The sequence below is a fragment of the Xylocopilactobacillus apicola genome (assembly GCF_033095985.1).
Lineage (GTDB): Bacteria > Bacillota > Bacilli > Lactobacillales > Lactobacillaceae > Xylocopilactobacillus > Xylocopilactobacillus apicola.
In genome coordinates, this window is sequence record NZ_AP026802.1 from 375,137 (window position 1) to 389,371 (window position 14,235).

Annotated in this window: 10 protein-coding genes; 8 read left to right on the top strand and 2 right to left on the bottom strand. The window is 40.3% G+C overall.

Annotated features, from left to right (window positions below):
- The first annotated feature begins 8 nt into the window (after positions 1 to 8).
- From R8495_RS01960 to whiA, 6 genes are all read left to right on the top strand, one after another.
- Positions 9 to 659 carry a YfbR-like 5'-deoxynucleotidase gene (locus R8495_RS01960; RefSeq protein WP_317635888.1) on the top strand — a complete coding sequence of 217 codons (651 nt, stop codon included), beginning with the start codon at positions 9 to 11 and terminating at the stop codon, positions 657 to 659.
- A gap of 170 nt (positions 660 to 829) precedes the next feature.
- Complete coding sequence (gene uvrB / locus R8495_RS01965; RefSeq protein WP_317635889.1) at positions 830 to 2,824, top strand: excinuclease ABC subunit UvrB; 1,995 nt, start codon at positions 830 to 832, stop codon at positions 2,822 to 2,824.
- Between the two features lie 8 nt (positions 2,825 to 2,832).
- Positions 2,833 to 5,667, top strand: a complete 2,835-nt coding sequence (gene uvrA / locus R8495_RS01970) for an excinuclease ABC subunit UvrA (RefSeq protein ID WP_317635890.1) — start codon at positions 2,833 to 2,835, stop codon at positions 5,665 to 5,667.
- A gap of 3 nt (positions 5,668 to 5,670) precedes the next feature.
- A complete protein-coding gene (rapZ, locus tag R8495_RS01975; RefSeq protein ID WP_317635891.1) occupies positions 5,671 to 6,552 on the top strand; it encodes an RNase adapter RapZ in 882 nt (293 codons plus the stop codon).
- Positions 6,545 to 7,552 carry a gluconeogenesis factor YvcK family protein gene (locus tag R8495_RS01980; protein ID WP_317635892.1) on the top strand — a complete coding sequence of 336 codons (1,008 nt, stop codon included), beginning with the start codon at positions 6,545 to 6,547 and terminating at the stop codon, positions 7,550 to 7,552. Before rapZ ends, R8495_RS01980 begins: the two co-directional genes overlap by 8 nt.
- 18 nt (positions 7,553 to 7,570) lie before the next feature.
- Entirely contained in the window at positions 7,571 to 8,509 is a 939-nt protein-coding gene (gene whiA / locus R8495_RS01985; protein ID WP_317635893.1) for a DNA-binding protein WhiA, read from the top strand.
- 38 nt (positions 8,510 to 8,547) lie between these two features.
- Here whiA and R8495_RS01990 read toward each other — a convergent pair whose 3' ends face one another.
- Both R8495_RS01990 and R8495_RS01995 read right to left on the bottom strand, forming a co-directional pair.
- Positions 8,548 to 9,543 (bottom strand): NAD(P)-dependent oxidoreductase, encoded by a 996-nt coding sequence (locus tag R8495_RS01990; RefSeq protein WP_317636652.1) that lies wholly within the window; start codon positions 9,541 to 9,543, stop codon positions 8,548 to 8,550.
- A gap of 20 nt (positions 9,544 to 9,563) precedes the next feature.
- Entirely contained in the window at positions 9,564 to 10,622 is a 1,059-nt protein-coding gene (locus R8495_RS01995; RefSeq protein ID WP_317635894.1) for an AEC family transporter, read from the bottom strand.
- A gap of 401 nt (positions 10,623 to 11,023) precedes the next feature.
- Between R8495_RS01995 and R8495_RS02000 the strand changes: the two genes are divergently transcribed.
- Both R8495_RS02000 and R8495_RS02005 read left to right on the top strand, forming a co-directional pair.
- Positions 11,024 to 11,185: a hypothetical protein gene (locus tag R8495_RS02000; RefSeq protein ID WP_317635895.1), complete on the top strand. Its 162-nt coding sequence runs from the start codon at positions 11,024 to 11,026 to the stop codon at positions 11,183 to 11,185.
- 290 nt (positions 11,186 to 11,475) lie between these two features.
- Positions 11,476 to 14,220, top strand: coding sequence for a BspA family leucine-rich repeat surface protein (locus R8495_RS02005; RefSeq protein WP_317635896.1), 2,745 nt, complete (start codon positions 11,476 to 11,478; stop codon positions 14,218 to 14,220).
- The last annotated feature ends 15 nt before the right edge of the window (positions 14,221 to 14,235 follow it).

Sequence of the window (14,235 nt, forward strand, 5' to 3'; positions counted from 1 at the left end):
GGAATTTTGTGGGACTTCATCAGTATCTTAGTAGTTTAAACGATTTGGAGAAGATTTACCGGGCTCCGGGATATTTTAAATTTGAGCAGCATTCGGTCGCAGCGCATTCTTTTCGGGTGGCAGAGGTGGCTCAGCTTTTGGGTGACTTGGAGAGTTTGGCGGGCATTTCGGTTGATTGGCGCATGATTTATGAGAAGTCACTTAATCACGATTATACCGAGCGTTTTATTGGAGATATCAAGACGCCAGTTAAGTATGCTTCAAGTGAACTGCGAAAAATGTTGTCGACAGTTGAGTCATCAATGACTGATAACTTTATTGAACACGAAATTCCTTCCCAGCTTCAAGCAACTTTTAGAAGACGTTTGTCAGAGGGCAAGGATGACAGTCTTGAGGGTAAGATTCTTTCGGTGGCTGACAAATTGGATCTGTTGTATGAATCTTTTGGCGAAATTCAAAAAGGGAATCCTGAAGATGTATATTTCTCAATGTTTGAAGAGAGCCTTACGACAATTTTGAAATTTCAAGAACTTTACTCGGTTCGTTACTTTGTTCACAAGATATTGCCAGAATTATTGGCAGAAGATTTTCTTTATCATGAACGTCTAAGCAAAATCGCCACTACAATTATGGATTCAGTAGAGCTTGACGAGCTTTAATTATATGAAATAAGTATGCTCATGGAGATTATTGACCTTTGTGAGCTTTTTACTATTTGCGTAATCTAGAGCAAGAGCATATAATAGAACAAATGTTCTAAGATATACGGAAAGATTGTTAAATAAGCGTTGCAACCGGGAAAACGTCTTAGATCAAAAGAGGTATTTTAATGATTGAAAGAACAACTGATAACAAATTTGATTTAGTGACCGATTATAAGCCAGCAGGCGATCAGCCTCAAGCGATTAAGAAGATTACTGAAGATTTTAAAAAAGGTGTCAAAGAGGAAATTCTCTGGGGAGCAACTGGGACTGGCAAGACTTTTACAATGTCTGAGATCATCGCCAACCTGAATCGGCCGACGTTGGTTTTATCACACAATAAAACCTTAGCAGGTCAGTTGTATGGTGAGTTTAAAGAATTCTTTCCGCACAACGCAGTTGAATATTTTGTGAGTTACTATGATTATTATCAACCTGAAGCGTACGTGCCTTCAAGTGATACATACATCGAAAAAGATGCTTCAATTAATGATGAAATCGATAAATTGCGCCATTCTGCCACTAGTGCGCTCTTAGAACGCAATGATGTAATTGTGGTAGCTTCGGTCTCTAGTATCTTTGGGCTGGGAAGTCCGGCTGAATATCGTGACCATTCGGTTTCGATTCGACCAGGAATGGAAATTTCGCGTAATCAGTTATTAAAAGAATTGGTTGGCATTCAATATGAAAGAAATGATATCGACTTTCAGCGCGGGCGTTTTCGAGTTCGTGGCGACGTAGTGGAAATTTTTCCAGCATCGCAAAGCGAACACGCTATTAGAGTCGATTTCTTCGGTGACGAAGTGGATTCGATCACAGAAGTTGATGCACTTACAGGCGAAGTTTTAGGCAAACGTAATCATATTGTGATTTTTCCGGCATCGCACTTTATGGTTAACGAAAATCAGATGGATATCGCCTTAAAGGGCATTGAAACTGAACTCGACGGACGATTGAAAGAGTTAAAAGATGATAACAAACTCCTAGAAGCCCAACGTCTAGAACAGCGGACCCATTATGATTTAGAAATGCTTAAAGAGATGGGTTATACTTCGGGAATTGAAAATTATTCGCGGCATATGGATGGGCGTCAAGCCGGAGAACCACCGTATACCCTAATTGATTTCTTTCCAAAGGATTTCTTGATCATGGTTGACGAGTCGCATGTGACCATGCCCCAAATTCGCGGGATGTACAATGGAGATCGCGCTCGTAAACAGACTTTGGTAGATTATGGTTTTCGCTTACCATCCGCGCTTGATAATCGACCGTTAAAACTCCCTGAGTTTGAAGGGCACGTCAATCAAATTCTTTACGTTTCGGCAACTCCGGGACCTTACGAGTTAGATCGAACGACAAATATTACCGAACAAATTATTAGACCAACTGGACTTTTAGATCCGATTATTGAGGTTAGGCCAATTATGGGCCAGATTGATGATTTAGTCGGGGAGATCAATAAGCGGATTGAGCGAAATGAGCGGGTTTTTGTCACGACTTTAACGAAGAAAATGGCAGAGGACTTGACAGATTATTTGAAAAACCTGAATATTTCTGTGAGATATCTTCATAGTGATGTCAAAACCCTTGAAAGGACCGAGATTATCCGTGATCTGCGACTGGGTAAGTTCGATGTATTAGTTGGGATTAATTTACTTAGAGAAGGTCTTGATGTGCCGGAAGTATCGCTCGTGGCGATCCTTGATGCTGATAAAGAGGGATTTTTGCGAGCTGAGCGTTCTTTAATCCAAACGATTGGTCGGGCTTCAAGAAATGAGAATGGTCGAGTAATCATGTACGCCGATAAAATCACTGATTCGATGCAAAAGGCGATCGATGAAACGAAGCGGCGACGGACGATCCAAGAGAAATTTAATGAAGAGCATGGGATTACGCCACATACGATCATTAAACCAATTCGGGATAATATTTCGGCGGCGGTTTTAGAGGATGAAGCCAAAAGTCAGACCGATAGCGTCGATTATCAGAAGATGAATAAGGCTGAGCGGAAAAAGGTACTTGAAAATTTGAGAAAACAGATGAAAGAAGCGGCGAAAAAGTTGGATTTCGAAGATGCCGCACAATTGCGTGATTTGATCTTAGAATTGGAGGCGCAAAAATAGGAGGATTAATGGTAAACCGGGAAAATCGTAATATTGTAATTAGAGGAGCGCGGGAAAATAATCTCAAAAATGTTGATTTAACAATTCCCAAAAATGCGTTGGTGGTTTTTACAGGTCTTTCCGGTTCGGGTAAAAGTTCACTCGCTTTCGATACGCTTTATGCTGAGGGGCGAAGAAGATATGTTGAAAGTTTGTCGAGCTATGCCCGACAATTTTTAGGAAAAATTGAAAAGCCGGATGTTGATAGTATTGAAGGCCTTTCACCGGCAATTTCAATCGATCAAAAGACCACTTCGAAAAATCCACGTTCGACGGTTGGAACAGTTACGGAAATCAATGATTACTTGCGGCTTTTGTGGGCCCGAGTTGGGCATCCCATCTGCCCTAATGATGGGACGGAAATTACCAGCCAGTCAGTCGAACAGATGGTTAATCGAATTTTAGGTCTTCCTGAAGGGCAAAGAATTCAGATTCTAAGCCCGATTATTCGGCAAAAACGTGGACAGCACCAGAAAGTTTTCGATCGCATCAAAAGAGAAGGTTACGTTCGTGTGCTTGTAGATGATGAGGTTCACGATATTTCTGATGATTTTGAGCTGAGTAAAAACAAAAAGCACGATATTTCAGTGGTAGTTGACCGGATTGTGGTTAAAGACGGGATTAAAAGTCGACTTTTTGATTCGCTTGAAGCGGCGCTGAGACTGGCTGATGGTTATGCAGATATTGATGTGATTGGATCTGATCCTTTAATTTTCTCTGAACACTATGCTTGTCCGCTTTGTGGGTTTACGGTTGGCGAAATAGAACCTCGGCTACTCTCGTTTAATGCACCTTTTGGGGCGTGTGAAACCTGTGATGGGCTTGGAGTTCAACTTCAAGTAGATGAAGATTTGGTGGTTCCTGATCGAAGAAAGACCCTAAACGAAGGAGCACTAGCTGCATGGAATCCGATATCTAGTAAATATTATCCCGAAATGCTGCGGCAAGCATGTGAGCATTTTGGAATTGATCTGGATACACCGTTTGAGAAATTACCTGCTAAAGATCAAGATTTGGTTCTGCATGGTTCAAAAGGTCAAACTTTTCCGTTTCATTTCGTCAATGATTTTGGCAATATCAGTGATGGAGACTTTGCTTTTGAAGGGGTGATGAATAATATTGATCGGCGCTACCACGAGACCAACAGTGAATTTACACGTTCAGTGATGCATCAATATATGGACGAGATTAAGTGCTCGACGTGTCACGGGGCGCGCTTAAATCGTCAAGCACTAGCGATTAAAGTTAACGGTAAAAATATCGCCGAAATTTGTGAACTCCCGATCAAAAAAGAGCTTGATTTCTTTGAAACTTTAACTTTTACACCGCAAGAAAAGACGATTGCCACGCCGATTTTAAAAGAAGTGAATGATCGGTTAACGTTTTTAGTGAACGTCGGCTTAGATTATTTGTCATTGAGTCGAGCAGCAGGGACACTCTCAGGTGGAGAGGCTCAGCGGATTCGATTGGCAACCCAAATTGGTTCTAATCTTTCAGGAGTTTTGTATATTTTAGATGAGCCTTCGATTGGTCTACATCAGCGTGATAATGATCGTTTAATTGCCTCATTGAAGAATATGCGCGATTTGGGCAACACTTTAATTGTCGTCGAACACGATGAAGAGACGATGCTTGCAGCTGACTATTTAGTGGATATCGGCCCAGGTGCAGGAGATCACGGCGGGAATATTGTAGCTGCTGGGACGCCAGATGAAGTGAAAGCTAACCCGAAATCGCTGACTGGTCAATATCTTTCTGGAGCAAAGAAAATTCCAGTCCCCAAAACAAGACGGCAAGGTGACGGGAAAGAAGTAATTTTAACTGGTGCGAGTGGTCATAATCTAAAAAATGTTGACGTGACAATCCCCCGTGGAGAGCTCGTTTTAGTGACAGGAGTTTCAGGTTCAGGGAAATCGACCTTAGTTAACGGAACGCTTAAAAGAGCAATGCGGCAAAAACTTCGCTTATCGACTAGTAAACCGGAGCCATATCAGAAGATTTCAGGTCTAGAAGGCATTGAAAAGCTCGTTAGTATCGATCAAAGTCCAATTGGCCGGACGCCTCGTTCTAATCCTGCAACGTATACCGGAGTTTTTGACGATATCAGAGATCTTTTTGCCCAGACTAACGATGCTAAGATGCGCGGATATAAGAAAGGTCGATTTAGTTTTAATACTAAGGGTGGCCGTTGTGAGGCGTGTCACGGCGATGGGATTTTAAAAATCGAGATGAATTTTTTGCCGGATGTTTATGTTACTTGTGATGTTTGCCATGGACAGCGTTATAATTCAGAGACCTTAGAGGTTGCATATAAGGGCAAAAATATTTATGATGTGCTAGAGATGCGAATTGAAGAAGCGGTGAACTTCTTTGAAAATCATGCTAAGATTAAACGTAAATTGCAAACGATTGTCGATGTCGGCCTTGGTTATTTGAAGTTGGGGCAAAGTGCGCTTGATCTTTCTGGTGGTGAGGCGCAACGAATGAAATTGGCCTCGGAGCTGCAAAAGAAATCAAGCGGGAAGAATTTTTATATTTTGGATGAGCCGACAACCGGACTTCATACCGATGACATTGCCCGGTTATTAGATGTGTTGAATCGCCTTGTGGATCAGGGAAATACAGTTTTAATCATTGAACATAATTTAGATGTCATTAAGTCGGCGGATTATGTGATCGATCTTGGGCCAGTCGGTGGAGACCGTGGTGGCGAAATTATTGCCCGCGGGACGCCGGAAGAAGTTGCCAAGGTTAAGAAATCATTTACAGGACAGTACTTAGCTCAAGTACTTAAGAAAGGGTAAAACGTGGAAGACGATATTGAAGTAGTAATCATTACCGGCATGAGTGGGGCAGGAAAGACTGTCGCTGCTCAATGCTTTGAGGATATGGGATATTTTTGTGTGGATAATATGCCTCCTGCGCTATTTTCAAAGTTCTGGGAACTAATTATTAAGAATTCTTCAATCAAAAAGATTGCGCTGGTGATTGATTTACGTTCAAATGTATTCTTTGAGCAAGTTACTTCATTTCTAAATTTTCTCGCAACAAAAACCCATCAAGTCAAAATTATGTTTCTTGATGCCACGGACGATATTTTGGTAGCACGTTATAAAGAAACACGCCGTAACCATCCTTTGGCGCCTGAGGGACGGTTAATGGACGGGATTGCTCGTGAGCGTGAATTATTAAGAGAGGTTCGCAAACGTTCCCAGCTTGTGATTGATACAACGAATTTGAAACCGAATGATTTGCGACAACAAATTTTCCACAATTTCAAAGAAGGTCACGAACAGCCCTTCTTTATTGAAATCATTAGTTTTGGTTTCAAATATGGAATTCCAATTGATGCCGATTATGTGATTGATTTGCGTTTCATTAAGAACCCTTTCTATGTTGAAAAATTGAAACCTTTGACGGGCCTTGATGAGCCAGTGCGTGAATATGTGATGGAACAGCCAGAGACAGAATCTTTCTATGAAGGATTTTACAATTTGATGAAACAAATAATTCCGGGTTTTAAGAAACAAGGCAAGCAAAATTTGACCATAGCCGTTGGTTGCACAGGAGGCCAGCACCGTTCGGTCGCCATTGCTCAAAGGCTTCATGATGATTTTGCTAAAGATTATTCAGTAGATATCACTCATCGTGATATTCATAAAGATGTGCGGGTCGACTCAGATGAATAGAGAAAATAAAATTGTTCGGGTCATTAAAGGCCGACGGCCAAATATTGTCGTGATTGGTGGTGGCACTGGCTTACCAGTAGTTTTGCGCGGCTTAAGAGATCTTAATGCTAATTTAACGGCAGTGGTGACAGTCGCTGATAACGGCGGCTCATCTGGCATTATTCGCAATTATATGAATGTTGTTCCGCCTGGAGATATTCGTAATGTGCTGGTTTCGCTATCAGATTTGCCGAAAGAAGAATTGGAAATTTTTCAGTATCGTTTTCAAAGTAATGATTCTTTCTTTTCGGGTCACGCGATTGGCAACTTAATTATTGCAGCACTTTCTGAGATGCGCGGGGGGATTTTTACCGCGATTCAGATTCTTTCCCAGATGATGCAAGTCGATGGGCACGTTTATCCCGCTTGTAATATTCCATTGACCTTGCACGCAGAGTTTACTGACGGGAGCCAGGCAGTCGGCGAAGCAGAGATTGTGAAATCAGGCAAGCAAATTGCTCGGGTGTGGGTTAAAGAAATTAATAGCGATGCTGAGCCTTACGCAGTTGATGACGTGATAGATGCGATCATGAACGCTAAAGTAGTTGTTTTAGGTCCGGGAAGCCTATTTACTAGCATTTTACCTAATCTCATGATTTCTAACTTGGGAGAGGCGCTAGTAAAAACTAAGGCCCAGGTTGTTTATATCTGTAACTTGATGACTCAAAAAGGTGAAACTGAGCATTTCACGGATGCGATGCACATTGAAGTCCTGAATAAGCATTTGAAGCATGATTTTATTGACACTATTTTGGTTAATGACGGCAAAATACCAGAACGTTATTTGAAGCATCCAACAGGTGATGGGTATTTAGAAACAGTGCCTGACGATTTTCAAAAGCTGCGAGATTTAGGTTTGAAAGTTATCATGGATGATTTTCTTGATTTGAGAGAAAATGGGGTTTACCATAATGGGAACAAGATTGCCAAGGAAATAATAGATTTATCACTGTCCAATTGATAGTCAACGAGGTGAAAGATGTCATTTGCCCAAGATGTAAAAAAAGAGTTAACCCTTTGTTCCATTGATGAACCTGCTGCAGATAGTGAGCTGATAGCACTTTTAATGCTGACAGGTTCGATTCATATTATTGATAAAAGGTTGGTTTTGGAATTAAAAACGGAGAATTCAGCGACCTCCCGCCGAATTTATTCGTTGTTTAAAACGATTTTTCAGTTGAAGCCGACGGTAATTGTGACCGAAAAAAATAAGCTGCAGAAAAAACCGCAGTTTATTATTCGGATTATTGAAAACTCTCAACAAGTATTAGAGCGATTTAAATTGTCGCTGGATCATTTTGCGCAGGCAGCGACCACTTTCACCAATACCCCAGAGAAGAAGGCCGGTTTTTTGCGAGGAGCGTTTTTAGCAACCGGTAGTGTTAATAATCCAAAGCAATCCAGTTATCATTTAGAGATTGCAACTCAATATGAAAATCAAGCCCAACAGCTTCAGTATTTGATGAAGAAGCTTGATTTTAATGCGCGGATTACCAGCCGTCGCAATGGCTATATTGTTTATTTGAAAGAGGCTGAAAAAATTAGCGACTTTTTGCAGATTCTTGGCGCCACCGAAGCGATGCTTTATTTTGAAGACGTTCGAATTGTGCGAGATATGCGAAATTCGGTTAATCGGGTGGTCAATTGCGAAACGGCAAATATGAATAAAGTGATTATAGCTGCGCAGCAGCAAATCGATAATATTAAATTAATCTATGAAGTGAAAGGAGAACAATCTTTTCCTGATCGGCTGAGAAGCGTTGCTGAATTGAGGCTTAAATATCCAGAAGCCTCAACTGAACAGTTAAGTAGATTACTTCAAGAAGAGATGGGAGAAGTTGTTAGTAAGTCCGGTATCAATTATCGCTTGCGTAAGATTAATACTTTAGCTCAACAAATCAGAGGTGTACAAAAATAGCACAACTACGATTAAACAAGTCGCAGTCGTGCTATTTTTTATTCAATAACTAGGTTTTGGCTAGTTCCGCTTTGAAGTACTTCATTAAAATTATCATAGCTAATGCTAATCATGTCTTTTAACGCTTCAACGGTGTAAGATCCGATGTGAGGAGTGATAATTACGCGCGGATACAAGGCCGTGAGCTCTCTTAAGGTCGGATCTTTAATCTCGTCAACTTTTTGACCGAGATAATCCTGTTCGTGATCAATGACGTCTGTGGCAAAACCACCAATTTTCTGATTTTTCAAAGCCGAAACAACAGCATCGACATCAACAATCTCTGCTCGAGCAGTGTTGACCAAGATTGCATCTGGCTTCATTTTGGCAATTAATTCAGCATTAATGAAGCGATCATTCTTTCCCGGAAAGTAAGGAACATGCAAGGAGACGATGTCAGCTTGGCTGAATAATTCGCCTTGTTCAACAAACTGAACCACTTCTTTGGCAGCATCAGATTGATAAACATCGTAACCTAAAACCTTAGCACCTAAAGTTTTGTAATTATTTGCTTCGACAACTCCAATTCGACCAGTCCCCACAATCCCGATAGTCAGATCGCGAATTTCGCGACTGAATTCTTCTGGCTTAACCTGAAAATCTTTTTGATAACTATTGAAGCTTGCCAAACTTACATGTCGCGCTAAAGTCAGGCCAAGGGTAAAGGCCAAATCAGCGACGGCATGAGGTGAATAGGACGGAACACGCGCTACTAATTGCTGGTTAGCTTTGGCGGCAGCTAGATCAATGTGATTGTAGCCAACAGTTCTTGTGAAAACGTACTTAATGCCCCATTTCTTCATTAAATTTAAATTTTCGGCATCGGCAATACAGTTTGCCCGCAATAACACAGCATCCATTCCCTTCGCAGTTTCAATGTTTTCGTGATTTAATAATTCGGGCAAAAGCTTCAGCTCATAATTATATTTATTGAGTTTTACAAAATAGGGTTTTTCATTTTCTCGCACCCCATAAGCGACAATTTTAAAAGTCATCATTGATCTCCTAAATTTTTTTAAAATATCCCGGCGGCACCAACGACGCTAATTACGACGATCCAAATTGGAATCATGACTACCGACCCGATTGTTGAAAGGAACGATGCGTTTGAGGTCATTACTGCTTCACGATCGAACCCGATTGCATAAGATGAAACAACCGCAGCAGTTGGGGTAGCCATCATAATAATCATTGTTGCAACAGCTGTTAGGTCAACTGGCATTAGATTAGTTATTTTGAGGACAAATAATAAAACAAAAGTAATCAAAGGAACTACTAAAGTTTTCATAAAAGTATAATACCAAGCAGTTTTGTTGCTGGCAGCATCTTTGATACTGATTTCACCTAAGGTTGCACCGATTGCCAGCCATGCTAATGGTGAAGAGAGACTCGCTAAATAGGTCAAAGGTTTATAAAGCCATGGAGCGGTGACATCAATGCGGTAGAAAGCCACTTCGACGGCTGCCTTAGTAGTCGGGCTAATTCCAGATACTTTAGGCATTGAAGGTTGGATGATCCACAAAATCAAGCCCAAGAAAGTGGCAATCACAACTGGATTGAGAAACATCTGCTTGACGTTTTTCTTGTCCATTTTGAGACCGCTCATCACAATATAAGCGTACGAATACAGAAATATCCGATATCCGATATTGAATATTGAGGCATACATCGTCCCTTTAGGTCCGTAAATGGCCGCAACAATTGGAATTCCAAAGAAAGTGGTTGAGCCAAATGTCGTCAAAACACTAAGAACCGTTTTTTTGTCGCGGTCATAATGAAGATACAGTAACGGAGTTACAAAAATTAAAATGATGTAAATCAAAATCCCGAAAATTAAGACATTGATTCCGTGCTGCAAAGTTTTCTCATCGATGGGGACCATAAATGAGTTAAAGGCAAGTGCTGGTAAAGAAACGGATAAAACAACTTTAGTCATGATCTTGCCGAATTTATTATCGAAAATCCCCCTTTTTCTTAGGATAAACCCCAACAGGATAATGAAAAGAGTCGAAGAAATCGCACTAATAATGTCCATGTTGGTGAAAGTTTTTTGTAAAACTTTCGCTAAATTCATATTTTATCTCCCTTTTTTGCAATTTTAAAAAACCAAGGATTATTATAGCTGATTACTTTGATTAATTAAAGAGAAATAATAGCGAAACCAATTGTTAGATAATTTTTTTTTGTAAAATAGTACGCCATTATGTCATTTACTTTCACAAAAAATATGAAACGGAGCTTCATTTATTTCTCGCTTTAATTTCGAGTTAGCCATTTTCAAAAAATTATTTACCTAAAATTATATAGCCTTTTAATATTAAAATAAGATAAAGAATGCAAAAAGGAATTAATCAGCTATCAGTCTGAAATAATTCATTTTTTTTAATCTTTTTTATAAAAAGCGAGCGAAATTCTATTGTTTATTTGGTATAATGAAAATAAATAAGTTAATACCAACAACAAGAGGAGCTGGTGATGAAAATATTTAAGAAACTGAGCTATATTTTGATAGCTCTGAGCGGAATTTGTGTTTTAACATTTGCTTTAAATTTCAAGCAGAATAGTAGAGCGGCAGATTTTCCACATAATTTGACCAATGAAAACAATGGTAGCGATTTCAGGGGGGGGGGCATTTAGCTAATCCCTTCAAATCTGATTTAAAAGATTCTAGTATCAGTACATTTGATAGCGGCACGACAGTTAGCACAGGCGATTTTAGAATTACTTCGGCTGAAAGTAGTTACAATGGTAATCAGGGTTCAGTCAACTTAAAATGGAATGAAGTTCCATTTTTAATTGATGGCTATGTTGTTCAGAGGTCAGATACAATTAGTACGCCTAACTGGTCAAATCCACCTACCAATTATGGCAAGATTGTTAATATCCTGAATGTCCACACAGCCAATGGGAATCATTTAAAGAATTGGATGGATCAAATTGATCCCAACACTGGTCAGCCAGTTTCGATGAATTTAATCAAGGTTACCTCAGTGTTGTTAAGTGACTTTAACAGCAATGCAAATGCTTATTTAAAAGATGTAAATGGCAAGTATAAATACGACGGAATTTATTTTGGTTCGGAAGATTCTAATGGGGGCTGGACTCCCGGGGTTAATGACTTAACTGCAGCTTCTCAGCCGGTAGTAGCAGCATTTGCCAATACAGGTCGTTCAGTTCTATTGGGACACGATACAGTAGCCCAAGTTCATGTATCTCATGAATATTTCAATCGCTTTGCCCCTAAACTGGGACTTAAGTTTTATGGGGATTTACAGACGGGCGGAGGAACAACAAGTGGCGGTCTCATGGATTGGCGAGGTTCTAATCAAGTAGCATTTACGAACAGAGGAATGTTAACTCAGTATCCCTATGTCCTAGATTCAACAGCGAAATACCAAATTTCACCTTGCCACACTTTGGGACAATATTATATGTACAATGATGGTGGAGTTCGTTGGATGGAGTTCTCAGGTGGAACACCTGTTGTTTCTGACATCACTCATTATGCTTATGATAGCAACGGACAGGTTATTGGAGATGATAATTGGTATTTGGTGACGAAAAACAATTATGCGATGATTCAAACGGGACATTCGAATGGTCAATGTACCCCTGATGAAGCAAAGATTATTGCCAATTTGGTTTACTATACAAGTACCTTAAACACAACGACAGAAGCTAATGATTTTACAGCTAAAGACATAACTGCACCAAACGAACCGACTTCATCTCGTGTGTCAGAAGATCAGAACGGCGCGAAGATTAAAATTGACGCCTCCGATATTGGTACAAACTATTATTACCGAGTTCAAGCCAACACAACAAGTGGCATGAAGTACTCCGACACGGTAAAAGTTCCGATAACAAGCGGCATGAAAGGGTACGTCTATTCAATTGATGACAATCCAAGCGGGACCGTCACAGCGACTAAAGATCCCGTGACAGGAGACGTCAATAATATCAACTTAACGACGACCTCAGATACAGATAGTTCAAATACGATCAATCTGACCCGTAGTGCTCACGCTGGGAAGTATCTTCATATCGTATCTGTTGATAAGGCAAACAATGTGTCGGCCGTGAAGACAATTAGTTTGGCTGAATATTTGTGGTGGAACGTTGATAGCAGTGATGTCTTGACGATTTATCCGCATGAGTTGAATTCTAGTGCCGATTCGAACCCTTTTCCAAATCCTAACAATCCTTATTATCGAGATTGGCCGTGGTATCCTTACCGAGATCATATAACCAAAGCGGTGCTTAAGCCAGGAGTAACAGCAAGGGGAGGGTTATCAGTTTTGTTTCAATGGCAGCCATTACTGACGACCATTGAAGGATTAGAAAGACTAGATACTAGTGAAGTCACTAATATGTATGGAATGTTTTGGGAATGTAAATCGTTAACAAACCTTAATGTGACTAATTTTGATACGAGCTCAGTTACAAATATGAATTCGATGTTTAGTGGATGTAGATCTTTAACAGATATAGATGTCACTCATTTTAATACTAGTAATGTCTATAGTATGCAAGGAATGTTTGAAAATTGTAGTTCATTAACGAGTCTTGATATTACAAACTTTGACACGAGTAAAGTGGAGTATATGTTTGGGGTGTTTAGTGGTTGTAGTTCATTAACAAGTCTCGATCTCACGCACTTTAATACCAGTAGCGCAAAATATATGGGTTCTTTGTTTAGCGATTGCACATCGTTAAGAAGTCTTGATTTAACAGGATTTGATACCAGCAAAGCAGAAGAGATGTATTATATGTTTGATGGTTGCGAACAATTAACAGATGTAGATGTCACGAGTTTTGATACTAGTTCGGTTACTAATATGATGTATATGTTTAGGGGCTGCAAATCCTTAACAAGCCTTGATTTAAGTAGTTTTGATCTGACTAATGTAACTAACACTTCAGATGGCTATGGTCGTATTAATCATGGTTACCATGAAATGTTAAAAGATACCGACAAGCTTTGGAAGTTGACACTTGGACCAAACACCAAATTTCCTGATGTGACTGTTGATGGACTTGAAGTCTCGGTAAAATTGAAAGATCCAACGCCAGGGAAACCAATTAACGATCTCGCTAAACCGGTACCGCCTAATTCGCAATACTTCGCAACTGATGCTCAGTGGCGTGAAGCAAGTACAGATGATTTTCTTCATGAGCCAGACGGAGAGGCGAAGACGGCAGACGAGATTATGAGTGAATCGGCTACAGCTAATCGCAAGCGGACGTACGTTTGGGATCAGCGTGGACGCGTGTTGTTAGAAGCGCCGACTGCGATTGATTTTGGGACTCATCGGGGATCAGTGCGAAGTCACAACTACAAAAGTGAAGATCACAAGTTTAAGGTTACTGACAACCGCAACTCTCGTAAGAATAAGAAGTGGCGAATAGAAGCTGCAATGACGAAACCTCTGACTAAAGGGACTAAACGAATTACGGGCAATCCTTTGCACCATAAGAACGGTTCGGGAGTGGAAACTAATTTGACACCAGTAGCGGTGCAACTAGCTGAGAAGGTAATTCCAGGCGTCATTTATGAAGATACCTGGGAAGAACCGTGGAATATGCTTTTCAAAACGACAGCGAATGAGATTCCCGAGGCAGGCAGTTACAGTGGCGAGGTGACTTACACATTGCTTGATTCGACGCCTTAAACAGTTTTCAAAACT

Coding starts and splice junctions, on each gene's coding strand:
- uvrB (WP_317635889.1), top strand. CDS start 830: ATGATTGAAAGAACAACTGATAACAAATTTGATTTAGTGACCGATTAT.
- uvrA (WP_317635890.1), top strand. CDS start 2,833: ATGGTAAACCGGGAAAATCGTAATATTGTAATTAGAGGAGCGCGGGAA.
- R8495_RS01980 (WP_317635892.1), top strand. CDS start 6,545: ATGAATAGAGAAAATAAAATTGTTCGGGTCATTAAAGGCCGACGGCCA.
- whiA (WP_317635893.1), top strand. CDS start 7,571: ATGTCATTTGCCCAAGATGTAAAAAAAGAGTTAACCCTTTGTTCCATT.
- R8495_RS01990 (WP_317636652.1), bottom strand. CDS start 9,543: ATGACTTTTAAAATTGTCGCTTATGGGGTGCGAGAAAATGAAAAACCC.
- R8495_RS01995 (WP_317635894.1), bottom strand. CDS start 10,622: ATGAATTTAGCGAAAGTTTTACAAAAAACTTTCACCAACATGGACATT.
- R8495_RS02000 (WP_317635895.1), top strand. CDS start 11,024: ATGAAAATATTTAAGAAACTGAGCTATATTTTGATAGCTCTGAGCGGA.
- R8495_RS02005 (WP_317635896.1), top strand. CDS start 11,476: ATGGATCAAATTGATCCCAACACTGGTCAGCCAGTTTCGATGAATTTA.